We start from the raw sequence: 22,588 nt of genomic DNA, 5'->3' as shown, positions 1-22,588 counted from the left end.
CGCGGGGTGCGCCCCGGTCTTCGCGCTGAGGCCTACAGCGTTTCCTGCTGATGCCCGCAATTCTTGCAGGCGAACTTGACGCGGCTTTGGCCTTTTTCCGCCTGGACCCGGTTCGGCGCGCCGCACTTGCCGCAGACGGCCTCGATACGGGTCGCGCCCTGCTTCACGACGATGGTCTTCTTTTCCATCGATTCGCGGATCAGGCGCTCGGCCTCTTCACGCAGGGATTGTTTCGACAAAGCTCATCTCCGCCTCTGAAAGCGCGAGAGCCATAACGCACCTGCGTTCGAATCTCAATCGGCAATGCCGGCTCAGACCTCGACAATCACATAACTGTCCTCGACATGGACCGGAAACGTCTCGGCAACGTACGGCCCCTTCTGGAGCTCGTCGCCGCGTTCCACCGCAACCGGATATGACCTTATCTTGACCCGGTTCGGATCGAACCAGGATTGCCCGTTGCGCATGTCGAACTCCCAGCCGTGCCAGGGACAGCGCAGCATCTCGCCGACGCGCGAGCGCTCGTAGACACCCGGCTCCGGTGAGGTCAGCCGCGCCACGCACGCGGCCTTCTCCAGCGGCGCCCCTTCGTGCGGGCAGCGGTTCAGCAGCGCGAAGAACTCGCCATTGACGTGGAACACGACGATGTCGCGGCCGGCGACACCGACGACCTTGTTGCCGCCGGGCGGGATCTCCGAGGTGGTCGCGACGATGTGACGGGCCATATCGGTTCGGAACCTTCAGAACTTGTAGACCGCACGGGCGTTGGTGCTAAAGATCTTCCTCCGCTCGGCCTCCGTCAGCGGCGTCTTGAAAGCGAAGCGCGGATCATCAAAGTCCCAGTGCGGATAGTCCGACGAGAACAACAGGCGGTCGATGCCGACCCAGTCGATCAGCGCGCGCAGATGCCGCGCCTCGTCCGGCTCGTCGATCGGCTGCGTCGTGAACCAGAAGTTTTCACGCACATATTCCGACGGTTTTCGCTTGAGATGCGGCACCTCGCTGCGGAAGCGCTCGAAATGCTGATCCATGCGCCAGACCGCCGAGGGGATCCAGCCGAAGCCGCCCTCGATGAAGACGAACTTCAGTCTCGGAAATCGCTCCGGCACGCCCTCGATGACGAGGCTTGCGAGCTGTGCTGCGATGGTGTGTGCGTTGGACTGGTGCTCCTCGACATAATAAGATGGCCACCCGCCGCCGGTCGGCGCGTGCCCGCCATAGCCGCCGACATGGATGCCGAGCGGTAGGTCGAGTTCCTGCGCGCGCTCGTAGATCGGCCAATAGCGGCGGCGGCCGAGCGGCTCGTTGGCGCGCGGCGAGACGTTGATCTGGATGTATTCACCGATCTTGGCGCAACGCTCGATCTCTGCGATCGCAAGATCCACCCCATCCTGCCCAACCAGGATCGAGGCCTTCAGGCGGGGATCCCGGTGCGACCAGAACGCAAGCTGCCAATCGTTGATGGCGCGCTGGATCGCCGCGCCGAATTCGAGGTTCTGCTGCGAGAAGATGAAGAGATCGAGCACCTGCAAAATCCCGAACTCGACGTCGAGCGGATCGAGATGCTGCTTCTGCATGAAGGCAAGGTCCGAGCCGGGCGGCCCGCCTGTCGGCGGCCAGGCATCGCGGCGTGCGATCAGCGGCGAGGAGCGCGGATAGGGCGTGGTGAACAAATACGGCGTCCGCAAATGGCTGCCATATTCCTTCAAATGCTGCTGCCAGCGTTTTGGCAGGAACTCGTTGAGATCGTCCGCCGATCGCAAGCTCGGATGCACGTCGCAATCGACGATGCGCAGCCGCGTCGCGGCGGATTTCTCTTCGTCCAACAGCGGGCGGTCGATGACGTCACTCATGCGATCCTCCAATGATCAATTCAGCGACAACCGCGGAAACGTCTCCAGCGGATTGTCGACGCACATTTTTTCGATGATGCTCTTCGGCAAATGCGGCGGGATCGGATCATCGCCGTCGAACTGCCAGTGCGGATAGTCGGACGCGAACAGAAACATTTTTTCGGAGCCGATCTGGTCGATGATCTCCTCGACGCTCCTGGCGTCGGCGGGCGCATCGAACGGCTGCATGGTGACGCGAAAATTGTCGCGGATGATCGCGGCCGGCTCACGCTCGACCCAGGGCACCTCGACGCGGACGCCGCGCCAGGTCTTGTTGGCGCGCCACATGAAGGCCGGCAGCCAGCTCACGCCCGACTCCATCAGCACGACCTTGAGGTTCGGGAATTTGCCGAACACGCCCTCATAGATCAGGCTCAATATCTGCGCCTGAAACGCCTGCGCTTCGACGAAGTAATATTCGTAGCGATGCGACGGCCAGCCGGCCGAGCTCGGCGCCTGCCGATATTGCGTGCCCGCGTGAATCGCGAGCGGCAGCTTGTATCTTTCCGCGAGCCGATAGACCGGCCAGAAATGCCGCCGTCCCAGCAGCGTCTCGCCCTGCGCCAGCACCAGGATGGAGACGAAACGGTTGTCGCCGGCGCGGCGCTCGATCTCCTCGATCGCCAGATCCGCGTCCTGCATCGGCACCACGATGGAAGCTCGCAAGCGCGGGTCGCGCGACAGCCATTCGGCGGCGATCCAGTCGTTGATGGCCTTGCAGAAATCGGCCGCCATGTAGGCGTCGAACACGGCCTGCGCACCATAGAGCACGTTGAGGATGGCGTGGCTGGCGCCGAGCTGCTCGAACGCGCCCTTCTGCACCATGGCGAGATCGGAGCCGGGCTTTTTGCCATTAGCGGGCCGCCAGTCGGTACGGCCCGACAGCGGCATGCTCGGCGGATAGGAGGTGAGATCAAGCCCGTCGATGGCACGGCTCACCACCTGCTCTTTCCAGTGATCGCTGAGATAGGGAAGCAGCGTCGTGCGCGTGCCACCAACAGCCGGATGGATGTCGCAGTCGATCCGCGTCACCGCCATGGAGCTTCCTCGCGAGTCGTTCTTGTCGGCGTTCTTACGCACCGCCTGTGCAGAGTGCTCCGGCCGCCGCCGCCGCGCAAGGGCGCACGCCCGCGCGATCCGTCATGGCTCGGTTGCATTTCGCAGGCGCGATATGAGGTTCGATGAAACGCGCGGCGGCGGGGCAAGTTGCTCCGCCGCTCTCTTGCTCGTTTGCACTGGCCTTTGTTCAGGCCGCCTTGGAGACTTCCATCAGCAGGCGCTCGGCCTTGGCATCCTCGATGCGGTTCACCATCCGGCTGCTCTCGTGATTGTCACGCACCGTCTTGGTGAGGGTGATGCAGGTCTGGATCAGCATCACGATGCCCATCGTGAGATAACCCTTCATCCAGAGGTCGATCGGCAGGAAGAAGATGCCGATCGCGACGAGGAAGGCGGAGGCTGCGAAGGACGCGTAAGTGAAGGTCACCCAGGCGCCGCTGTGGGGCTGGCCGTTCTGGTTCATGATGGTCTCCTGTTGGTGCGAATGATGACGGAGTTTTCAGTTCAGGCAATCGGCATGCGCTTGGACTTCAACCGCGCCAGAACGTCGTCCGCGGTCGTCTTGAGCCGGGGGCCGAAGCCCTGTTCGGCGAGTCTCTCGGCAGTTGCGAGCGGACCGGAGGCTGCGTCGAGCTCGACCAGCGCGTCGTCGGCAGCCTGGGCCTCCAGCTGTCGGTCGCGCAGGCGCCGCAAGGTGCTCTCTGCTTCCGGCAGCGTGGACTCGTAAGGGCGTGCCGCCTCGATGCCGCTGCGGCGAAGCGAGCGGACCGCTTCCGAGGCGCGGGCGACACGGCGGCCGCGGTCGAGCTCGATGATGCGGGCCTGCGCGTTTGCGACGTGGCGCTTCAACCGGGTGATCTCGGTCGCGAACAATGCGCGTGCCGTCATAGCCGCATCGCGATCGGCCTCCAGACCCGCGATGGCTTCGGCGGCGTCCTTGGCGAGATCCTCGCGACCGCCGTCGAGCGCCGCAACCGCGCGGGTCTCGAGATCGGCAATGCGAGCGACGGTCGCCTCTAACTTGCGGCCTTCCTGCTGATCCTGGGCGATCGCCAGCGCCAGCGTCCGCTTGCTGCGCTCGACGGCGGCGGCCGCGTCACGCATCTGCTGGTCGAGGATCAGAAGGGCCGAGCGGTCTTCCAGCTCCTCGCCTGCGGCGGCAACGCTGCCGCGGAAAAGTGTCACTACGGTCTTGAACATCTGCAGCTCCCTGTTATGAGCGTTGCTCACAGATCTTTTGTAGCGAGAACTTGAACATAGTTCAATAAATATTTGAGCGACGCTCATAGCCTTGGTTAACAAATGACTAAGACCTTGGAACGGCGAGAGAAACTACGGTCCGACCTGATCCAGGCGGCCGAGCGGATGATCGCCGAGCGGGGATTGGCCGGGCTGAAAACCCGTGATTTGGCCCGTGAGATCGGCTGCGCCAATGGCGCGGTCTACAATCTGGTCGCGGATGTGGACGAGCTCGTCCTGCGTGTTGGCTCGCGCACACTGCGTCGGCTCGACGATGCACTCAGCACCGCGGAAACGGGTGAGCCCTCGCCCCGGGAGACGTTGGTTCGCATTGCGATTGCCTATTGCGATTTCGCCGCGGAAAATCTCCAGCTCTGGCGCGCGCTGTTCGAGCACCGCATGGAGACCGACAAGGCCCTGCCCGACTGGTCGGTCGATGACCAATTGCAGCTGTTCCGCCACATCTACAAGCCGCTGGCCGCACTGTTGCCGAAGCGAGGTGCGGAGGAGCTCGGCATCACCGCACGCAGCCTGTTCTCGGCCGTGCATGGCATGGTGGCACTGGGACTGGAGCAAAGGCTGGTCGCCGTTCCCCTGCCGGCGCTGCGCAAGGAGATCGCGGGCCTCGTGCGGGCGATGATTGACGGCTTGATCACACGCGAGCAAGCCGCATCGCCTGACTAAAATTTCGCCTGTCGCATCGCGGGCGGCACGCTTAGCTTTCGCGGCGTCTCGTCCTCTCTTTCGGAGTCCCCCATGCCCCTCCTCATCCGCGGCGGCACCGTCGTCAATCACGATCATTCGCGCCGTGCGGACGTGCTGATCGACGGCGAGACCATCGTCGCGATCGGAGCATCGCTCGATACGCCCAAGGGCGCGGAGATCATCGATGCCGGCGGCGCCTATGTCATCCCGGGCGGCATCGATCCGCACACCCATCTCGAAATGCCGTTCATGGGCACGGTGACCGCCGACGATTTCGAATCGGGAACCAAGGCGGCGCTGACCGGCGGTACCACCATGGTGGTGGATTTCTGCCTGCCCGATCCCGGCCAGTCCATGCTCGCCGCCTATCAGGAATGGCGGCACAAGTCCGAAAAGGCGGCGACCGACTACGGCTTCCACATGGCGGTGACGTCGTGGTCGAAGCAGATCCATGACGAGATGGAGACCGTGGTCAAAACCTACGGCATCAACACCTTCAAGCATTTCATGGCCTACAAGGGCGCGCTGATGGTGAACGACGACGAGCTCTACAATTCGTTCGCGCGCTGCGCCCATCTCGGCGCCATGCCTGTTGTGCATGCGGAGAACGGCGACGTCGTCGCACTCATGCAGGAAGCATTGATCGCACGCGGCGTCACCGGCCCCGAGGGTCATGCCTATTCACGGCCACCGGAGGTCGAGGGCGAAGCCACCAATCGCGCCATCATGATCGCTGATATGACCGGCACGCCGGTCTATATCGTGCACACGAGCTGCCGCGAGGCGCATGAGGCGATCGCTCGGGCGCGAGCGGCGGGCAAACGTGTCTATGGCGAGCCGCTGATCCAGCATTTGCTGCTCGACGAGCGCGAATATCAGAACAAGGACTGGAATCACTCCGCGCAGCGCGTGATGTCGCCGCCGTTCCGCGACAGATCGCATCAGGACAGTCTCTGGGCCGGCCTGCAATCAGGCTCGCTCCAGGTGGTCGCGACCGACCATTGCGCCTTCACGACCGAGCAGAAGCGGTTCGGGCTCGGCGATTTCAGGAAGATTCCGAACGGCACCGGCGGCCTCGAAGATCGTCTCGCGCTGCTGTGGACCGCGGGTGTCGCCACCGGGCGGCTGACCAAGGAAGAGTTCGTCGCGGTGACCTCGGCGAACATCGCCCGCATCCTCAACATCTATCCGCGCAAGGGCGCGGTCGCAGTCGGCTCGGATGCCGATGTCGTGGTGTGGGATCCCAAGGCAAGCAAGACCATCAGCGCCAAGCGGCAGATGAGCCGGATCGATTACAACGTGTTCGAAGGCTTTGCCTGCACCGGCGGACCGGCGGCGACGCTGTCGCGCGGCCGCGTCGTCTGGAAGGACGGCGATCTGCGCGCGGAGGCCGGCGATGGCCGCTATATCGAGCGGCCGGCCTTCTCACCGGTGCATGTCGCGAACTCGACATGGAAAGAGCTGACCGCCCCGCGCGCGGTCGCACGCGGTGCGGTAACGCCATAATACTCCGACTTCGCGGCTGGATCAGACCTGCGTGATGCCGCCATCGGCAACGAGATCAATGCCCGTGCTGTAGCTGCTGTCGTCCGAGGCCAGGAACAGGATGGCGGAGGCCATCTCCTCGGGGCGGCCAATGCGGCCGAGCGGCGTGATCGAGGCGAAGAACGCGCGCGCGCCGTCGGCCTCCTCGCGGGTTTTGAACTGACCGTCGATGATCGGCGTGTCGATGGCGCCCGGCGACAAGGTGTTCGCGCGGATGCCCCGATCCTTCATTTCCATCGCCCAGGTTCGCGCGAACGAACGCAATGCGGCCTTGGTGGCGGCATAGGTGCCGTGCTCGGGCAGGCCCTTCAGATGCAGGCCGGACGACACCAGCACGATCGAGCCGCCCTTGCGCATCAGCGGCAAGGCCTTCTGCACGGTGAAATAGGCGCCCCGCGCATTGATGCCGAACGTCTTGTCGAAATGCGCCGGCGTGACGTCCTGGGTAGACGCGCGCTCGACGAAAGCGGCACTGGCAACCACGATATCGAGCACGCCTTTCTCGTCCTTCACTCGGGCATAAAGCCGGTCGAGATCGTCGAGATCAGCGACGTCGGCCTGGATTGCGGTGACGTTGCGCCCGATCTCGGCTTTCGCCTTGTCGAGTTCGCTCGCGCGCCGTCCGACGATGAAGACGTAGGCGCCTTCAGCCACGAACCTCTTCGCCGCCGCAAGGCCGATACCGCTGGAGCCGCCGGTGATGACGGCAATCTTTCCTTCGAGCTTTGACATGACACAGTCCTTTGTTTTGGGCGTGCGCGTTCGTTCGGCGCATGCACGCCGTTGAGCGAGGGATTTGAAAGAGATGCCGCCGCGCAGAGCGCGACGGCTAGTTCGGATCAGGCCGCCTTGCCAGCTTGCAACCGGTCCAGCACCGGTAACAGCTCGGATGGATCGGGGCGGTGCGTGTAGTCCGGGTTGACTTCCGCATAGGCGATGACGCCGTCGCGGCCGATGACGTAGCGCGCGGGCATCGGCAACACCCATGATGGATCGTCATTGAACGTGGGCAGGTCATTCTTGAACGATTTGTAGAGCGCGACGAGATCGCCCGGTAGCGCGAAGCGGATGCCGAAGGCGTCGGCGACGTCGCTCCTGACGTCGCTCAGGATCGGGAAGCCGAGCTTGTTGTCACGCTGCGACTTGCGGCTGTTCGGCGCGGTCTGCGGCGAGATCGCAACGAGGCTAGCGCCGCGCGCGGCGATCTCCGGCAGCGCGTCCTGCAAGGCCTGGAGCTCGAGGTTGCAGTACGGGCACCAGACGCCGCGATAGAACGATACGACCAGCGGTCCCTTCGCAAGCAGATCGCGCGAGGACACCGGCTTGCCGTCCGGGTCGGTAAGCGTGAATTCCGGCGCGACCTCCCCGGCCTTTTTGGCGCGCTGGGCCTGCCCGCTCGCGATCAGTTCAGCGGTGGCACGGTGCATGGTGTCGAGCGCTTCCTTCGGCGGTTTGAGCGGGAAGCGCCCGCCTTCGAAATCGGCTTTGAAGGCGTCGAGTTTGTCTTGCAGGGCCATGGGAAGCTCCAGTCGGTTGCTGTTGGCCCGCCCTATCTGGATCATTTGAGAATGGAGGGGTATATGGCGGATACGGAGAACATTTATTTGGAATTCAAATGGGTGATCGGCTTCAGGAATTGACCGTCTTCGTCCGGGCGGCGGAGAGCGGCAGCTTTTCGAAGGCCGCGCGCGAGCTCGGCCTGTCGCAGCCCTCGGTGTCGCGCATCATCGGCGAATTGGAGAGCCGGCTCGGCGTCAAGCTGCTGCTGCGGACCACGCGACGCATCACGGTGACCGACGCCGGCGCGCTGTTCCTGATCCGCGCGCGCGACGTGCTGGCCGACATCGAGGATGCCGAGGACGCCGCGCGCGGCGTCGATTCCCTGCGCGGGACGTTGCGCATCACGATGCCCATCGTCTACGGCACAAGGCACATCATCCCGCGCCTGCCGAAATTCCTGCGCGCCCATCCCCTGCTGCGCGTTGAGCTGTCCGTCGCCGACGAACGGCACAACCTCGTGGCAGAAGGCACCGACATCGCCATACGCCTTGGCCCGCTCGGCGACTCCGGCTTTGGCGCACGAAAGCTTGCGACGTTGCCTCGCTTTCTCGTCGCCGCGCCGTCATACCTCGCCGAACGCGGCACCCCGAAGACGCCGGCCGATCTCGCCTTGCATGACTGCATCTTCGGTCCCGGCCTGTTCGGCCATACCACCTGGTCGTTCACCCGCAACGGCACGGAGACCTCGGTCGATGTGCACGGCCGCATCACCACCGATTCCGGCCCCGGCGTCTTCGCGAGCGTGCTGGCGGGGCTTGGCGTCGCGATGACGTCGCCGGTGATGGCCGGCCCCGAGATCGAATCGGGTGCACTGGTGCCGCTGCTGAAGAGCTACAAGCTTGCCCCGCTCGACGTCTACGCGGTGTTTCCGGCAGGTCCGCACCCCTCGACCAAGGTGCGTGCGCTGGTCGACTTCCTGGCCGAGGCGTTGAGATAGGCCGCCGGGTACCGCTTGCGACACCTTGAAGCGCGCCGATGGCATGCGCCTTGCCTCTTTGCGTTGCAAATACTGAGGAGTGAGGCACCGATGAGCACATCATCTTTCGACATGAGCCGCCGCAGCGTGATGCTCGGAGGTCTGAGCGTTGCCGGAATGACGGCGGCCCCGCGCTTCGCCTCTGCGCAGGGGCGCGCGGAGACGCTGCTGGTGGTGCAGGAGCTGGGCCCGAACTCGCTCGACATGCAGGGCGTCGGCTCCAACCAGACCGTGAACGGCCTGTCCTGGAATTGCTACGACCGCCTGCTCTCCTACGCCTCGAAGACGCTGCCCGATGGGACCGTGTCCTACGACCGCGAAAAGCTCGCGCCTGAACTCGCCGAGAGTTTTGAGGTCGCCGCCGACGGCATGTCCTGCACCTTCAAGCTTCGCAAGGATGCAAAATTCCATGACGGCACGCCTGTTACCGCCAAGGACGTCAAATGGTCGTTCGACCGTGCGGTAAAGGTCGGCGGCTTTCCGACATTCCAGATGTCGGCGGGGTCGCTGGAAAAGCCGGAGCAGTTCGTGGTGGTCGACGACCACACCTTCCGCATCGACTATGTCCGCAAGGACAAGATGCTGCTGTTCAACGTCGCTGTCGTCGTGCCCTTCATCATCAACTCGGAACTCGCAAAGAAGAACGCGACGGCGGAAGACCCGTGGGCGCTGGCGTGGCTCAGGACCAACGAGGCCGGCGGCGGCGCCTACAGGATCGAGAGCTGGAAGCCCGGCACCGAGACTGTCTTCATGCGGTTCGACGACTGGAAGAGCGGATCGCTTCCCAAGCTGAAGCGTATTATCGCGCGCGACGTCCCCTCCGCCGGCACGCGCCGCGCCATGCTGGAGCGAGGCGATGCCGACCTCTCCAGCGGCTTTGCGCCGCGCGACTTCGAGCAAATCCTCAAGGAGGGCAAGGTCAAGGTCTCGGGCGTGCCGATTCCCAATGCGCTCTGGTACGTTGCGTTGAACACGGCAAAGCCGCCGTTCGACAATGTGAAGCTGCGCCAAGCCATCGCCTGGGCGATGCCTTACGAGCAAATCCAGAGCAGCGCGTTCTTCGGTCGAGCGGTTCCGATGTATGGCGGTGCGACGGAGGTTTCAAAGCCGGTCTGGCCGCAGCCTTCTCCCTACGTCACCGATCTCGACAAAGCCAAGGCGCTGATGAAGGAGGCGGGATTCGAATCCGGCCTGGAGACCACTTTGTCGCTCGACACCGGCACCGCAACGGTCGGCGAGCCGACCGCGATCCTAATCCAGGAAAGTCTCGCCAAGATCGGCATCAAAGCGGCGATCGAAAAGATCCCCGGCGCGAATTGGCGCACGACGCTGAACAAGAAGGAGCTGCCGCTCGCGCTCAACCGCTTCAGCGGCTGGCTGGATTATCCCGAATATTACTTCTACTGGAATTTCCACGGCAACAACTCGATCTTCAACATCTCCTCCTACCAGAACAAGGAGATGGACGCGCTGATCGACAAGGCGAGGTTCACCGCGGATGCGGCCGAGTACGACAGGTGCGTAAAGGATTTCATCGCGCTCTGCATGCGTGACGTTCCCGTCGTTCCGCTCAACCAGCCGATCCATGACGTCGCCATGCAGAAGGCCATCACCGGCTACGAATTCTGGTTTCATCGCGAGCCGGACTATCGCCAGTTCGCGAAAGGCTAGCGCCGATCGACGACGCGGACAGCGCGCGAGCCGACTCGCGCCTGCTCGGCCGGAAAGCCCCGCTCCAACCGCACCTCGCTCGCGTGCAGCATCGCCGCGTCGAGCTTACCCTGCCGTGATCCCTCCAGCGCGCATTCAAAGACCCGGTAGAACTGCGCGCCGTCATAGGCGACCAGCAGCAGATCGATACCGGCGTTGATGGCCTCAACCACGGCCTTGCAGACGTCGTTCTGGTAGATCGCACCCATCACGAGGTCGTCGGTCATCACCACACCCTGGTAATTCCATTTATCGCGAATGATGCCCTGGACGACACGCTTCGAATGCGATGCGGCGCGGTCGGGATCGACGGCCGTGAGCGTGACATGGCCGACCATGAGCGCGCTGCGCGAATGCGACAGCACCTCGCGGAACGGAAGCCAGTCGGTCACTTCCAGCTCCCTGACCGGCGTATTGAGATTGGCACTGAAATGATGCGTGTCGGTGCGCACGCGACCGATGCCGGGAAAATGCTTGAGCGTGGCGCCGACCCCGGATTCTTCCAGCCCGCGAACATAGGCGCTGGCGATCGCGCTGACGACGGCGGGATCGGTCGCAATCGCGCGCTGGCCGATCAGCGTGTGGAAATCGAGGCGGTTGCGCCGAACCGGCGGCTTGAGATCGAGCACCGGCGCGAGATTGAGGTTGACGCCGAGACCGGCGAGCTCACGGCCGTGGATGCGGCCGAACTCTTCGGCCTTGGCCTGCTGCTCGTCGGGTGCGAGCCCGGTGAGTGTCGCCAGCGCCGGCAGCTTTGTCAGCGGCGGCGCGAGATGTCCGACGATACCGCCTTCCTGATCCGCAGCGACGACCAGCGGCGTCAAGCCTGCCGCGCGCCGCTGGTCCTGGAGCGCCGCGATCTCGGCCCGCAGCGTTTCGACCGTTCGTCCACGGATGTTGTGCCGGGTGACGTAGATGCCGCCGATCAATCCCTGCTCGGCAAGGCGCGCGACCTCGGGAAAGGAGGAATAGCCGACCATGAAGTGTGGCCCGAGCTGACGTGCCTCGGTAGCGCTGGCCTTGAGGACGTCATGCTTGCGCAGCTCGAATTTGAGATGCGCCGCCGACATCAGCAGCGGCGGCAGGCACCAGAGCATGACGAGCAGTTTGCCCGCGATGGTTCGCCACCGTCCTCTGCGCAGCAGGACGATGACGATCGCGAGGCTTGCGACGACGAGCGCGATGTTTCCGGCGCCGCGCAACGGGACCAGATAGGGATCGTTCTTGTTGGCAGCCGCAAATGCAACGAGAGGCGCGGCCAGCCAGAGCAGGATGAGACCGATACGAGGGAGGAATTTCATGATGCATCACGCGCTAGGAGTGGCGAATGCTTCGCACCTATCAAAGCGAATCATCCCGCGCGAGAGGCAAAAGCGCGTCTGCACGAAATCTGCAAAAGACTCCTGAAACCGTGCAGACAATGATCCCGCGTTCTGCACAAGCGCCGGTCAGACTTCGTGATGCCACCCATCGCGAAAGGTCTTCTGGACATGACGAGCCTGGCTTCGACGATCGCTGCGGAAATCCAGCCGATCAGGCATTCCTCGATTCCGGCCAAGCTCGGCCTTGCGCTGGTGCTGGCCGCGCTCGCCGACTGGCTGTTCTATGGTGAGCGGATCGGGCTGTCGCTGACGCTCTTTGCGATCGCGATGGCTTGCGTGTCGGTGCTGTTCAATCATGCGGCACTGGATCCGCGGCGCGCCACGATCGGCACGGCCATTCTTGTCGCCGGCCTCGTGCCGGCCGTCGAGGAGCTCAACACGCTGTCCTTCCTGATCCTCACAATGGCAGTGGTCATCGCGCTTCTGATCGCGACCAATCCGGAAACGACCGAACTCACCGAACGGGCCCGCGCGCTGCGTAATTTCTTCTTGATCGGTCCCTTCAGGTTCTTCCCCGACGCGCTCCAGGTGTTCAACATGTCGGCGTTCACCCGCGGCGTCGCGCTTTGGCTGCTGCCGGTAACGCTCAGCACCGTCTTCGTCGCACTGTTCGCCGCGGCCAATCCGGTGATCGAGCAATGGGTGTTCCTGCTCAATCCAAAATTCATCTTCGAATATATCAGCATCCCGCGCGTGCTGTTCTGGGCGATGATGCTGGCGCTGGTCTGGCCGTTCATCCATGTGCGGTGGCGGCGCGGGACGATGATCGCCACCACCGTCGCCGATGGCCCCGTGCCGCCGCTCCCGCCCCTGGTCTCGGCGGAGTTTCTGGGCCCCTCGACCATCATGCGCTCGCTGATCCTGTTCAATCTGCTGTTCGCGGCGCAGTCCATTCTCGACGGCATCTATCTCTGGGGTCATGTAGCGCTGCCGGCGAACATGACCTATGCGGCCTATGCTCATCGCGGCGCCTATCCGCTGATCGCGACCGCGCTGCTCGCCGCCGCCTTCGTGCTGGCCGCGATGCGTCCGGGCGGACCGGCGGAGAAGTCAAACGTGATCCGGCCGCTGGTCTATCTCTGGGTCGGGCAGAACGTCCTCCTCGTCGCCTCCTCCATCCTTCGCCTCGACCTCTATGTCGACATTTACTTGCTGACCTATTGGCGCATCGCAGCCTTCATCTGGATGGGGCTGGTGGCGCTCGGGCTGATCCTGATCGTGGCCCGCATCGTGCTCAACCGGTCCAACCGGTGGCTGGTCGGCACCAATCTGATCGCGTTAACGATCGTGCTGTATAGCTGCTCGCTCGTGAACTTCGACGCCGTCATCGCCGACTATAATGTGACCCACAGCCGTGAGACATCGGGTGTCGGCCTGACGGCCGACCTCAATTATCTCCTGACGTTTGGCCCCCAGGCGCTGCCCGCCATCGACAAGATGATCCAGCTTCGCACCGAGGTGGTGAGAAGGAACCTTGTCTGGCGCCGCGACGACCTTGTAGAAGAGCTGCGCCGGGACATGGCCTGGCGCACTTGGGGCTTTCGGAACTGGCGGCTCCAACGCTGGCTGGATGCGCAGGCCAGAAGCCGGTCCGACAGTCAACCGGCAGGGTGAGCGGAGAGTTTCTTGGCGCATCGCATTCTCATCGTCGACGACGAGGGCCACATCCGCGAAGTCATCCGCGTCGCGCTGAAGAAGGCCGGCATGGATGTGATCGAGGCGCGCGACGGCAAGGAGGCGCTCGGCCGCTTTGCCGCCGACAGGCCCGATTTGATCGTGCTCGACATCGGCATGCCCGAATTCGACGGGCTCGACGTCTGCCGCGAGGTGCGCAAGAACTCCGACGTGCCGATCCTGTTCCTGTCGGCGCGCGACGAAGAGATCGACCGCATCCTCGGCCTCGAGATCGGCGGCGACGATTACGTGACAAAGCCGTTCAGCCCGCGCGAGCTGGTGGCGCGGGTCAATGTCATCCTGCGCCGCCTCAGCCCGCGCAATGGCGAGGCCAAAGCAAGTCCGGCCGCGCTTGCGCAAGGCGGCCTGCTGATCGATCCCGAGCAGCATGTGGCGACCTTTGCCGGCACACCGCTGAAACTGACCGCGATCGAGTTCGGCATCTTGCGCGCGTTCCTGACCCGGCCGACTTCGGTGTTCAACCGCGAGCAGCTGATGCGCGCGGCCTATCAGCTCAACATCCAGGTCTCCGACCGCACCATCGACAGCCACATCCGCAACATCCGCGCAAAGCTCGCGGCGCTGGCCTGCGAGAACGTCATCGAGACCATCCACGGCGTCGGCTTCAAGCTCGGCCGCTGCGAGAAAGAGGCATGAGCGCGGCGCCCGACAAATGGCGGCCGTCGCTGGGCCTCGTCATCTTCGCGGTGCTCGCGACCGTCGCGATATTGCCGCTGGTCGGCTTGTTCTTCTTCCGCCTCTACGACAACCAGCTGATCCGCCAGACCCAGGCCGAGCTGATCGCGCAGAGCCGCGTGCTCGCGACGATCTACGCCCAGGAGGTCACCGCAAGGCTCGACAGCGGCCTCACGCTCGGGGCCGAGGTACCGCCGAACGTGCTGCCAGATCCCGGCGATCAGGTCACGCCGATCCGGCCCGAACTCGACCTCACCGCCAACGATCTGCTGCGGCGGCGGCCGGATGCGATACCCGCGCCGCAACCGGCGCAGCCCGCTTATGTCGAGATCGGCGCAAGGCTCAATCCGATCATCCGCGAAACCCAGAAGGTCACGCTGGCGGGCTTTCGCATCCTCGATCCACAGGGCGTGGTGATCGCCGGGCGTTACGAGGTCGGGCAGTCGCTCGCCCATATCGAGGAGGTCGCGGACGCGCTCCATGGGCAATACCGCGCCACCTTACGCAACCGCGTCCCGGATCGGCCGCCGCCGCCGATCTATTCCTTCAGCCGCGGCCTCGGCGTGCACGTGTTCTCGGCGATGCCCGTCATCGTCAACAACCGCGTTGCGGGGGTGATCTACACCACGCGGACACCGAGCAACATTTTTGACCATCTCTATCAGGAGCGCGGCAAGTTCGTGCTGGCGGGACTGGCCGTGATCCTCGGCACGATCGCGATCGGGCTCGTGTTCTCGCGCACCATCACGCTGCCGATGCGCGAGCTGATCGAGCGCGCCGCACGGATCGGCCGCGGCGACCGCGAGGCGTTCCGGCCGCTCCGGCATTACGGCACACGGGAGTTCGCCCAGCTCTCGCACAGCTTCCTCGGCATGGCCGAACAGCTGGCAAGGCGCTCCGACTATATCGCGACCTTCTCCGCCCACCTCACCCACGAGCTGAAATCGCCGCTGACCTCGATCAAGGGCGCCGCCGAGCTGTTGCAGGATTCGGTTCAGGGCAAAGCCGGCAGCCTGACGCCGGCCGAGCAGAAGACCTTCATCGCCAACATCCTGTCGGACACGCAGCGGCTGGAAGCGATGGCCCAGCGGCTGCGCGAACTGGCGCGTGCCGAAAGCCTGCCGCAGAACGAGCGGACCGAACTGGCGCCCGTCATCGCCGACCTCAGAAGCCGGTTTCCGACAAGTTCAATTGACGCCAGCGGCAGCCTCGACCGTGCCATCGGCATGTCCGGCGAGAAGGCGCTGATCGTGCTGTCGCACCTCACTGATAACGCGATGCGGCACAAGGCCGGGACCATCAGGCTGGAAGCGGTGGACGCGCGTACGACCCTGCTGCTGACGGTGAGCAACGACGGCGAGCCGATCTCGGCGCCGAACCGCGACAGGATCTTTGATGCGTTCTTCACCACCCGCCGCGACCAGGGCGGCACGGGGATGGGGCTTGCCATCGCTCGCGCGGTGATGGCGAGCCATGGCGGCTCGATCAGGCTCAAGCCCACCGACGAGGGCGTCGCCTTCGAACTCCAATTCCCTATGGCCTAGATCGCGAACACCCAGGCGGCGACGATGGTGCCGATGGTGACCAGACCGGCGATGGTCCAGCCGGCGGCGTATTCGAGTTCGGGATGTCCGGTCGCCCGCATGATCTCTGTGGGATCGGCGGTATGCTTATGTGCCATGACTGCCTCGCACGTGTTTCCCCGTGTCATGGATAAGTCGCATCAGCCGCCAAAAGGTTCCATCACGGACGTGCGAACAACAAAAAAGTCGAAAACAACCCCATGCACAGTAGAAGCCGCTTTGTGCCGTGAGACCGAGTCGCGCCGCACAAGCATCTGACACGCCGGTGCAAAACGCCCGTTTCGCGCAATCGCTGCCCGCCCACGCCTTGCCCTCCAAATCGCGTTGCATGCTAGACTGGACGGCATCCACGGGCAGGAGGGAAGCATGGCCGACGACAAGACAAAACGGGGCGGAGCCGATCGCAAGCTGATCGCGCTCACCGAAAAATACGAAGTCGCCTACTGGTCGAAGAAGTTCAAGGTGACGCCGGCCAAGCTGAAATATGCCGTCAAGAAGGTCGGCCACTCCGCCAAGAAGGTCGAGGCCTACATCAAGCTCCAGAAGCACCGCGCCGCCGACAAGAGCCGGATCGCGCTGAGCGAGACCTATGAGGTCCGCTACTGGTCGAAGAAGTTCAAGATCACCCCGGCCAAGCTGAAGGCCGCCGTAGCCGCCGCCGGCCACTCTGCCAGGAAGGTCGAGGCCTACCTTGCCGCCCAGAAAGCGGCGAAGAAGGCCAAGAAGACCGCAAAGAAGGCCGCAAAGAAGACGGTCAAGCGGAAGAAGGCGGCCTGAGACTTGAGGCGTCCATGGAGACAAGGATGAAATCCGGTCGAGCAATCTTCGCCTGCGCCCTCGTTCTCGCAACGGCCTCCAACGTCGCCGTTGCCTCCGGCGCGACGCCCGCCAAGGTCTCGGGCGCGACCGCGCTGGCGCTGGCGGGCGTGATCGCGCCATTGTCACCGGACTTGACCGGCGCCGAGAAGAAGGCGATGGCGTTGCTGTTCGCCGCCAATGCCGACATTTCCTACAAGAAAGCCATCGTGGTGACCGCTGACAGGATCGTCTGCCGCACCGGCAATGTCGACATCACCGTTCGCAGTTGCGATATCACCTTCGGCAAGAAGGTCAGGAACGTGAACGGCTCTACCGCCAACGAAATCTTCGCAACCGAAGCACTGGCCGGCATTCCGCCGGATGGCGCGGCCGGATCGAATTTCGAGAGCCTGAGCAAGCTGAGCTGCACGATCGACCCTAACGCCATCCGACGGAAGGACGGCAGCGGGGCGGATTGCACCTTCCAGCCGGGGAATTGAGCCGGCCTGGAGAACCTGCCAAGGGTGCCGTGAAATCGCCTCAAGACGATCCAACTAATAAGGCGAATCGAAAAGACAGGCCAACCGCGCGGGCCAATATGGGACACGCAGGGCCGGCACGAATATGAAGAATTATCTCGCATTTTTCCTTCTTCTCACCATCACGGCCGCCTCCGCGCATGGTCCGGCGCCGATGCGGCCGGGCGTGCCGTCCGACCTCATCCTGACAGGCCTCACCGATTCCGACACCACCGCCGGCGGCACCGCGCGGCTGTGCGAGCAGGTCACCTTCTCGCGCGGCCTGCGCTACGGCGAAAGCGAGGCCAACGTGCTCGATGTCGCCGCCAGCACGACCAAGGCGGATACGCCGCGGCCGGTGCTGCTGTTCGTGGCCGGCGACACTTTCACCGGCGACCGCGGTGCGCCGGACCTGTCACGTGAGATCCAGGACCAGGCCATGTGCTTTGCCGCACGCAACGACATGATCGGCGTGCGCGTCAATTATCGCCTGGCGCCGTCGGCGGCCTGGCCGATGGGAGCGACCGACGTGGCAGCGGCGCTGTCCTGGGTCCACGGCAACATCGACCTGTTCAATGGCGATGCCCGCGAGATCGTCGCGGTCGGCTACGGCGCCGGCGCCTTTCACGTCGCCACCCTGCTGGCGCATCCCGAGCTCCAGACCGAGCGCGCCGACGTCGCGGGTGTCGTGCTGGTGTCGGGAATCTATCGCGCGGGCAAGGACGCCAGCGACGGCGAGAAGGCCTATCTCGGCACGGACGCCACCCAGTATGACAAGCGATCGGCCTTCCCCGGCATCCTCAATGTCGATGTGCCGATCGTGCTGGCCTGGGCCACGGACGATTCCGCCGGCATCGTGGCGCAGGGCGAGATCCTGAAGAAGACGCTCTGCGGCGCCGGCCACTGCCCGCGCGCCTCGCTCCTGCGCAACCGCGACGGCATCGCGAGCGCCTTCGGTCTCGACGGCTCCGGCGACAGTCTTGCGGAGCCGACCCTGCTGCTGGTGCGACAGTTGGAGGCACGGGGGCTGCCGTAGCGCTTGCCTGAGGTCGGGCCGCAGACCTCTCGCGCTAAACCTTGTGCACGGCGTTGTCGGCGGTGGTGACCTTGATATCGGCATAGCGGCACGCGCCGTGACGACGCTGGAACGGCGTCACGGCCAGCAGCCAGATTTTCGAGATCGCCTTCGCGGGTCCGCCGATATTGGCGGCGTAATCTGCTGCGATGTCGCGTTCCTGCTCTTTCCAGCTTCCGAGGCCCGCCTTCCCGGAACGAACGATCATATGTGTCTCGATCGCATTCCAAGCGGGCAACGGGCATCTGAAAACCTTGCCTTCAGGCAGATGTTCGCTCCAGATGTATGTCAGATCCTGCCCGTCTTCGAACTTCACGCCGATCGAAAGGTAATCGTGGGTCGCAGCCTGATCCTCCGCGACGACGGATGGCAGTTGATCGATTTTCCAGCGCCATGCGAGACGCGGACGGGAGGCGAGCGAAAGCGGCAGCGGCCTCTCGATGATGCTGACGTGGCCCGTGATGTCGCAGATGATCTCGCCGTCGGTGCCCTGGCTGAAGACCTCCTGTCCACCCCCAAAGCCGAGCAGGTTCGACCAACCCGTCGGCAGCTTGCCGCCACGCTCGAGACGCACGAGTTCGGACTTGAGCAAACCGCCGACGTCGCCCTGCGCCAGGAGACTCCTGAGGCCGACGCCGGCATCCCCGCGCCACAGCAGGGCGATGCCGGTGATCTTGACATCCGCCTTCTTGTAGATGTCCTCCGGCGTACCCAGTGTCCCGTCCTCGCTGGTCCATTCCGCCGCCGAGCGCGCGACCTCGATCAGTCCATCGTGCGAGGCCGTCATGGTTCCCGTATCCAGCATCGGATTGTAGATTGGCCGGAGCCCGCGCGTGCGCGCGTGAAAGACCAGGCCCGGGCCGAACCAGAGATCGTGTTCACGCGACAGCCACATCTTGCCGATCAGCAGGAACGTCATTTGTTGGCCCCGCGCCGCATCGAGACCGAGATCGGTCCAGGGGAGATCACCGCCATTGATCTCGAAAGCCTTGGAGGCGAGCAGTTCGGGCGATCGCGCCCTGGCGATGATATCCTTGATGCCGCTCACCGCATCCACCGGAGGGGGAGCGCCCTGCTCCGCCGCTTGCGCCGCCCGCGACGCAGAGCTCGCAAAGGGCAGAACCAGGCTGAGTGCCGATGCACGCAACACGACATCACGTCGGGAAAATTTCCCGGCTGAAGGCGACAAACCTAGACAAGCAAAGCACATGCATTCCTCCCTGGTCCCGATCGACGCGGGCGTTTGGCCGTGTCGTCGACGGCGACCCGGATGCTATGCTGTCGCTGCGAATTCAGCCTGCCATGATGTGCCGATATGGCGGCCACTTTGGCGCGTGAGGGCAGATGCACCAGACCGGCTACACCCGTGCGAGCACGCTTGGTCCGATTGCCAAGGTCGTCGCAGCGGCCGGCGGATCGATCGAGCGCGTGTTTCGCCGCGCCGATCTTCCCCTCGCTTTGCTGGAATCGCCGGACACGCTGTTGCCGCTGCGCGATCATTTCCGCCTGTTGATGGTGACCTCGCGGGAATTGCACGACGACGTCTTCGCGGCCCGGCTCGGCCGCCAGACGTCGATGGCGGGCCTCGGCGTTTACGGCAGATGGGTGACCCAGGCCCCGACCTTGCTCGAAGCGATCCAGCGCGCCGGAGCCAGCCTGCCGCATATGCTCCAGAACGCCACTCAGCTGGTCGTCCGCCGTTACGGCGGCGAAATCCACTGGTCATATGAATTGTCCGACCCCGCACGCGACGGGCGCCAGCAGAACGAGATGCTCGCTGTCTGGTACATGATTGCCGTTATCAGGCATTTTGCCGGCACTACGTGGCTGCCGGGCCGGATCGTCCTCGGCGGCCTGCCGAACCGGCTGCGATGTCCGATCGCCGAATTGATGTGTACAGATACGGCGATCGGCAACACGACCAGCGCGATCGTGTTCGACCGGTGGCTGCTGACGGCGGTCAATCCAAATCTCGAACAGAGTGATGGGCTGAGCGCGAGCGAGCTCGGACGCGTTTTTGATCTGCCGGATCCAGAAGACCTGCCGGGCCGCCTCTCCGTGCTGATCGAACTGGAGCTGCTCGATCGGCGCCCCACCTTGTCACGCATCGGAGACCGGTCGGGACTCGCGCGACGAACGCTGCAACGCAGGCTCCGCGAAGGCGGCCTGAGCTATAGCGACTTGTTGCGAAACGCACTGCAACGACGGGCGGTGAGACTTCTGTGTCAGACGGACCGGTCGATCAGCGACATTGCATCAATGCTCGGTTATGACGACCCCGCCCATTTCAGCCGGGCCTTCGAGCGCTGGAGCGGTGTTGCTCCCACCCGTTGGCGGCGTCTCCGTGAATCGCAGGTGCCGCCGGGCACAAAATGCGTCGCCACGACGATCATGAGCCGGACGGAATAGTGCGAGCCATCGAGCCAGGGAGCGGCTCGCGCCTCGGCGGCTCCGGCGACAGTCTCGCCTAACCGACGCTGCTGCAGGTGCACCAGTTGGAGGCGCGGGGGAGGGTTAGGCAGAGGGGGCCACACGGCATACTCTCTCGATCAAAACGCCACGCACCGCCGACAGCCCCGTCAACACGCCTGCCATTTCGTTCGGGCCGCTTCAAAGCGGCCCATCACGCCACAGCTTTGCCAAACGCTTGACGTAGATCAACTCATCTTGGTGCGGATCAAGCCGACCTCGTTGGGGGCCAACGACAAGGTGTCGAGCATGCGCGTCACCGGCAGACTGACGTTCGTTTTGATCGCCGCTCTCGCCTCGCTGGGGGCGATGTCGCAGCAGCGTTCGGAGCAGCCCGTTTCCGACAACGAAATCCGCATCGGCAATGTCATGCCGTATTCGGGGCCGCTGTCGGAGTTCGGTGCAATCGGCCAGGCGGAGGCCGCCTATTTCGACATGGTCAACGCGCGCGGCGGCATCAACGGCCGCAAGATCCGCTTCATCACCCGCGACGACAATTCCGATCCCGCGACCGCGCTGGAGCTGACGCGCAACCTGGTCGAAAAGGACGACGTGCACCTGATGTTCGGCTCGTTCGGCACGCCCGGCAATATCGCCACGCGCTGGTACCTGAACGAGAAGAAAATCCCGCAATTGTTCGTCGCCTCAGGCGACGAGGAGCTGAGCCAGGCCAGGGCGTTTCCCTGGACCATGGGCTGGCAGCCGTCGTTCCGGTCGGAGGGACGCATCTACGCCAATTACATCCAGGCCTATTATCCCAGGAAGAAGATCGTGGTGCTCTGGCAGAACGACCAGTTCGGGCGCGCGCTCTACAAGGGCATCGAGGAAGGTCTTGGCGATCTGAACCGTCTGGTCCTCGTCGACATCGCCTTCGACATTGCCGATGAGCATCTCGAAGGACACGTCTCGATCCTCAAGCGCGCGGGCGCCGATGTTTTCGTCTTTCTCGGCGTGCCCTCGACAGCGTCGAAGGTGATCAAGCTGGCGGCGTCGCTCAAATGGCACCCGGTCTTCATCGTCAACGATGCCTCCGCCTCGATCGCCAATGCGATGGCACCCGCCGGCCTGGAGAATTCGGCCGGCGTGATCTCGGCGGCCTTTTTGAAGGATCCCAGCGACCCCGCATGGAAAAACGATCCCGCCATGAAGGACTGGTTCGCCTTCATGGACAAGTACCATCACGTCGAAAGCACCAACAACAGCGCCGCGCTCTATGGCTACGCCGCGGCCGAAGCGCTGACGCAGGTGCTGAAGCAATGCGGTGACGATTTTTCGCGCGAAAACATCATGCGTCAGGCGGCATCGCTGAAGGCCTATCAGCCCACGGTGGCGTTGCCGAACATCAGGATGAACACCTCGCCGGACAGCTACCTGCCGATCAGGCAGATGCGGCTGGTGCAGTTTGACGGCCGGTCGTGGCAGCCTTTTGGCGAGGTGATCGAGACGGCGTTTACGGAGGGGACGGCGCGGTGAGCTTCACGTGGACCTTTTGCTGAGCTACCCCTCTCCCCTACCCTCCCCCGCAAGGGGGGAGGGAGCGCAGCGTGTCCAGACCGGATAGATAGGTAACACAGTAGACCGGATGGATAGGTGACAGTTCTCTGTCGGCTGGGAGGAACAGCCGATGCCTTGGCGAGAGAGCTGCGCAATGGACCAACGGGTTAGCTTCATCGCGGATCAGCGAAGCGGAATGTGGACGATGACGGA

At 63.9% G+C, this 22,588-nt stretch carries 23 protein-coding genes; 12 read left to right on the top strand and 11 right to left on the bottom strand.

Going from position 1 to position 22,588, the window contains the following annotated elements; genetic code table 11:
- Nucleotides 1-32: 32 nt before the first annotated feature.
- The 6 genes from BMW89_RS23320 to BMW89_RS23295 form a co-directional block, all read right to left on the bottom strand.
- Entirely contained in the window at nucleotides 33-239 is a 207-nt protein-coding gene (locus BMW89_RS23320; protein ID WP_092029370.1) for a hypothetical protein, read from the bottom strand.
- 72 nt (nucleotides 240-311) lie between these two features.
- Nucleotides 312-725 carry a Rieske (2Fe-2S) protein gene (locus tag BMW89_RS23315; RefSeq protein ID WP_092029369.1) on the bottom strand — a complete coding sequence of 138 codons (414 nt, stop codon included), beginning with the start codon at nucleotides 723-725 and terminating at the stop codon, nucleotides 312-314.
- A 15-nt stretch (nucleotides 726-740) separates the two neighbouring features.
- Entirely contained in the window at nucleotides 741-1,853 is a 1,113-nt protein-coding gene (locus BMW89_RS23310) for an amidohydrolase family protein (RefSeq protein ID WP_092029368.1), read from the bottom strand.
- Nucleotides 1,854-1,868: 15 nt separating this feature from the next.
- Nucleotides 1,869-2,930 (bottom strand): amidohydrolase family protein, encoded by a 1,062-nt coding sequence (locus tag BMW89_RS23305; RefSeq protein WP_092029367.1) that lies wholly within the window; start codon nucleotides 2,928-2,930, stop codon nucleotides 1,869-1,871.
- Nucleotides 2,931-3,138: 208 nt separating this feature from the next.
- Entirely contained in the window at nucleotides 3,139-3,414 is a 276-nt protein-coding gene (locus tag BMW89_RS23300; protein WP_092029366.1) for a YiaA/YiaB family inner membrane protein, read from the bottom strand.
- 41 nt (nucleotides 3,415-3,455) lie between these two features.
- Complete coding sequence (locus tag BMW89_RS23295; protein ID WP_092029365.1) at nucleotides 3,456-4,151, bottom strand: PspA/IM30 family protein; 696 nt, start codon at nucleotides 4,149-4,151, stop codon at nucleotides 3,456-3,458.
- Nucleotides 4,152-4,253: 102 nt separating this feature from the next.
- Between BMW89_RS23295 and BMW89_RS23290 the strand changes: the two genes are divergently transcribed.
- Together BMW89_RS23290 and hydA are read left to right on the top strand one after the other, a co-directional pair.
- Nucleotides 4,254-4,874, top strand: a complete 621-nt coding sequence (locus BMW89_RS23290) for a TetR/AcrR family transcriptional regulator (protein ID WP_092029364.1) — start codon at nucleotides 4,254-4,256, stop codon at nucleotides 4,872-4,874.
- Nucleotides 4,875-4,946: 72 nt separating this feature from the next.
- The gene (gene hydA / locus BMW89_RS23285) at nucleotides 4,947-6,401 is read left to right on the top strand and encodes a dihydropyrimidinase (protein WP_092029363.1); all 1,455 of its coding nucleotides are present in this window, start codon (nucleotides 4,947-4,949) and stop codon (nucleotides 6,399-6,401) included.
- A 21-nt stretch (nucleotides 6,402-6,422) separates the two neighbouring features.
- Here the strand turns inward: hydA and BMW89_RS23280 are convergent, their stop codons facing one another.
- Both BMW89_RS23280 and BMW89_RS23275 read right to left on the bottom strand, forming a co-directional pair.
- A complete protein-coding gene (locus BMW89_RS23280) occupies nucleotides 6,423-7,172 on the bottom strand; it encodes an SDR family NAD(P)-dependent oxidoreductase (protein WP_092029362.1) in 750 nt (249 codons plus the stop codon).
- Nucleotides 7,173-7,279: 107 nt separating this feature from the next.
- Nucleotides 7,280-7,957, bottom strand: a complete 678-nt coding sequence (locus tag BMW89_RS23275; RefSeq protein WP_092029361.1) for a peroxiredoxin-like family protein — start codon at nucleotides 7,955-7,957, stop codon at nucleotides 7,280-7,282.
- A 98-nt stretch (nucleotides 7,958-8,055) separates the two neighbouring features.
- Here BMW89_RS23275 and BMW89_RS23270 point away from each other — a divergent pair, with 98 nt between their 5' ends.
- Together BMW89_RS23270 and BMW89_RS23265 are read left to right on the top strand one after the other, a co-directional pair.
- Complete coding sequence (locus tag BMW89_RS23270) at nucleotides 8,056-8,937, top strand: LysR family transcriptional regulator (RefSeq protein WP_092029360.1); 882 nt, start codon at nucleotides 8,056-8,058, stop codon at nucleotides 8,935-8,937.
- Between the two features lie 90 nt (nucleotides 8,938-9,027).
- The gene (locus BMW89_RS23265) at nucleotides 9,028-10,647 is read left to right on the top strand and encodes an ABC transporter substrate-binding protein (protein ID WP_092029359.1); all 1,620 of its coding nucleotides are present in this window, start codon (nucleotides 9,028-9,030) and stop codon (nucleotides 10,645-10,647) included.
- Here the strand turns inward: BMW89_RS23265 and BMW89_RS23260 are convergent.
- Nucleotides 10,644-11,987 carry a glycoside hydrolase family 3 N-terminal domain-containing protein gene (locus BMW89_RS23260; protein ID WP_092029358.1) on the bottom strand — a complete coding sequence of 448 codons (1,344 nt, stop codon included), beginning with the start codon at nucleotides 11,985-11,987 and terminating at the stop codon, nucleotides 10,644-10,646. The genes BMW89_RS23265 and BMW89_RS23260 overlap by 4 nt on opposite strands.
- Nucleotides 11,988-12,176: 189 nt before the next feature.
- Here BMW89_RS23260 and BMW89_RS23255 point away from each other — a divergent pair, with 189 nt between their 5' ends.
- Genes BMW89_RS23255 through BMW89_RS23245 form a run of 3 tightly spaced genes read left to right on the top strand, consistent with a single transcriptional unit; the run spans nucleotide 12,177 to nucleotide 15,982 of the window.
- Entirely contained in the window at nucleotides 12,177-13,682 is a 1,506-nt protein-coding gene (locus BMW89_RS23255) for a DUF4153 domain-containing protein (protein WP_177196257.1), read from the top strand.
- A gap of 12 nt (nucleotides 13,683-13,694) precedes the next feature.
- Nucleotides 13,695-14,399, top strand: a complete 705-nt coding sequence (locus tag BMW89_RS23250) for a response regulator (protein WP_092029356.1) — start codon at nucleotides 13,695-13,697, stop codon at nucleotides 14,397-14,399.
- Nucleotides 14,396-15,982: an ATP-binding protein gene (locus BMW89_RS23245; RefSeq protein WP_092029355.1), complete on the top strand. Its 1,587-nt coding sequence runs from the start codon at nucleotides 14,396-14,398 to the stop codon at nucleotides 15,980-15,982. The genes BMW89_RS23250 and BMW89_RS23245 overlap by 4 nt, the downstream gene beginning before the upstream one ends.
- Here the strand turns inward: BMW89_RS23245 and BMW89_RS37990 are convergent.
- On the bottom strand, nucleotides 15,979-16,119 hold the full coding sequence (locus tag BMW89_RS37990) for a hypothetical protein (protein ID WP_008133926.1): 141 nt from the start codon (nucleotides 16,117-16,119) through the stop codon (nucleotides 15,979-15,981). The genes BMW89_RS23245 and BMW89_RS37990 overlap by 4 nt on opposite strands.
- 268 nt (nucleotides 16,120-16,387) lie before the next feature.
- On the opposite strand from BMW89_RS37990, the gene BMW89_RS23240 reads away from it, so the two are divergent.
- The 3 genes from BMW89_RS23240 to BMW89_RS23230 all read left to right on the top strand — a co-directional run bounded on the left by BMW89_RS23240 (nucleotide 16,388) and on the right by BMW89_RS23230 (nucleotide 18,373).
- Nucleotides 16,388-16,798 (top strand): DUF3606 domain-containing protein, encoded by a 411-nt coding sequence (locus BMW89_RS23240; RefSeq protein WP_092029354.1) that lies wholly within the window; start codon nucleotides 16,388-16,390, stop codon nucleotides 16,796-16,798.
- Between the two features lie 26 nt (nucleotides 16,799-16,824).
- Entirely contained in the window at nucleotides 16,825-17,319 is a 495-nt protein-coding gene (locus BMW89_RS23235; protein WP_092029353.1) for a hypothetical protein, read from the top strand.
- 124 nt (nucleotides 17,320-17,443) lie between these two features.
- Nucleotides 17,444-18,373, top strand: coding sequence for an alpha/beta hydrolase (locus BMW89_RS23230; protein ID WP_092029352.1), 930 nt, complete (start codon nucleotides 17,444-17,446; stop codon nucleotides 18,371-18,373).
- A 34-nt stretch (nucleotides 18,374-18,407) separates the two neighbouring features.
- Here BMW89_RS23230 and BMW89_RS23225 read toward each other — a convergent pair whose 3' ends face one another.
- Entirely contained in the window at nucleotides 18,408-19,460 is a 1,053-nt protein-coding gene (locus BMW89_RS23225) for a DUF3047 domain-containing protein (protein WP_244547666.1), read from the bottom strand.
- A 380-nt stretch (nucleotides 19,461-19,840) separates the two neighbouring features.
- Here BMW89_RS23225 and BMW89_RS23220 point away from each other — a divergent pair, with 380 nt between their 5' ends.
- Nucleotides 19,841-20,821: an AraC family transcriptional regulator gene (locus tag BMW89_RS23220; RefSeq protein WP_244547665.1), complete on the top strand. Its 981-nt coding sequence runs from the start codon at nucleotides 19,841-19,843 to the stop codon at nucleotides 20,819-20,821.
- A 309-nt stretch (nucleotides 20,822-21,130) separates the two neighbouring features.
- Nucleotides 21,131-22,354 carry an ABC transporter substrate-binding protein gene (locus tag BMW89_RS23215; RefSeq protein ID WP_177196296.1) on the top strand — a complete coding sequence of 408 codons (1,224 nt, stop codon included), beginning with the start codon at nucleotides 21,131-21,133 and terminating at the stop codon, nucleotides 22,352-22,354.
- The last annotated feature ends 234 nt before the right edge of the window (nucleotides 22,355-22,588 follow it).

Source organism: Bradyrhizobium sp. OK095 (assembly GCF_900109945.1).
Taxonomy (GTDB): Bacteria; Pseudomonadota; Alphaproteobacteria; order Rhizobiales; family Xanthobacteraceae; genus Bradyrhizobium.
The sequence above is the reverse complement of the archived record's forward strand: the minus strand, read 5'-3'. Positions and strand labels throughout refer to the sequence as shown.

Bases quoted from the DNA above. Each gene is read 5' to 3' on its own strand.
- BMW89_RS23315 (WP_092029369.1), bottom strand. From the start codon at position 725: ATGGCCCGTCACATCGTCGCGACCACCTCGGAGATCCCGCCCGGCGGC.
- BMW89_RS23310 (WP_092029368.1), bottom strand. From the start codon at position 1,853: ATGAGTGACGTCATCGACCGCCCGCTGTTGGACGAAGAGAAATCCGCC.
- BMW89_RS23305 (WP_092029367.1), bottom strand. From the start codon at position 2,930: ATGGCGGTGACGCGGATCGACTGCGACATCCATCCGGCTGTTGGTGGC.
- BMW89_RS23300 (WP_092029366.1), bottom strand. From the start codon at position 3,414: ATGAACCAGAACGGCCAGCCCCACAGCGGCGCCTGGGTGACCTTCACT.
- BMW89_RS23295 (WP_092029365.1), bottom strand. From the start codon at position 4,151: ATGTTCAAGACCGTAGTGACACTTTTCCGCGGCAGCGTTGCCGCCGCA.
- BMW89_RS23290 (WP_092029364.1), top strand. From the start codon at position 4,254: ATGACTAAGACCTTGGAACGGCGAGAGAAACTACGGTCCGACCTGATC.
- hydA (WP_092029363.1), top strand. From the start codon at position 4,947: ATGCCCCTCCTCATCCGCGGCGGCACCGTCGTCAATCACGATCATTCG.
- BMW89_RS23280 (WP_092029362.1), bottom strand. From the start codon at position 7,172: ATGTCAAAGCTCGAAGGAAAGATTGCCGTCATCACCGGCGGCTCCAGC.
- BMW89_RS23275 (WP_092029361.1), bottom strand. From the start codon at position 7,957: ATGGCCCTGCAAGACAAACTCGACGCCTTCAAAGCCGATTTCGAAGGC.
- BMW89_RS23270 (WP_092029360.1), top strand. From the start codon at position 8,056: ATGGGTGATCGGCTTCAGGAATTGACCGTCTTCGTCCGGGCGGCGGAG.
- BMW89_RS23265 (WP_092029359.1), top strand. From the start codon at position 9,028: ATGAGCACATCATCTTTCGACATGAGCCGCCGCAGCGTGATGCTCGGA.
- BMW89_RS23260 (WP_092029358.1), bottom strand. From the start codon at position 11,987: ATGAAATTCCTCCCTCGTATCGGTCTCATCCTGCTCTGGCTGGCCGCG.
- BMW89_RS23255 (WP_177196257.1), top strand. From the start codon at position 12,177: ATGACGAGCCTGGCTTCGACGATCGCTGCGGAAATCCAGCCGATCAGG.
- BMW89_RS23245 (WP_092029355.1), top strand. From the start codon at position 14,396: ATGAGCGCGGCGCCCGACAAATGGCGGCCGTCGCTGGGCCTCGTCATC.
- BMW89_RS37990 (WP_008133926.1), bottom strand. From the start codon at position 16,119: ATGGCACATAAGCATACCGCCGATCCCACAGAGATCATGCGGGCGACC.
- BMW89_RS23240 (WP_092029354.1), top strand. From the start codon at position 16,388: ATGGCCGACGACAAGACAAAACGGGGCGGAGCCGATCGCAAGCTGATC.
- BMW89_RS23235 (WP_092029353.1), top strand. From the start codon at position 16,825: ATGAAATCCGGTCGAGCAATCTTCGCCTGCGCCCTCGTTCTCGCAACG.
- BMW89_RS23230 (WP_092029352.1), top strand. From the start codon at position 17,444: ATGAAGAATTATCTCGCATTTTTCCTTCTTCTCACCATCACGGCCGCC.
- BMW89_RS23215 (WP_177196296.1), top strand. From the start codon at position 21,131: ATGCGCGTCACCGGCAGACTGACGTTCGTTTTGATCGCCGCTCTCGCC.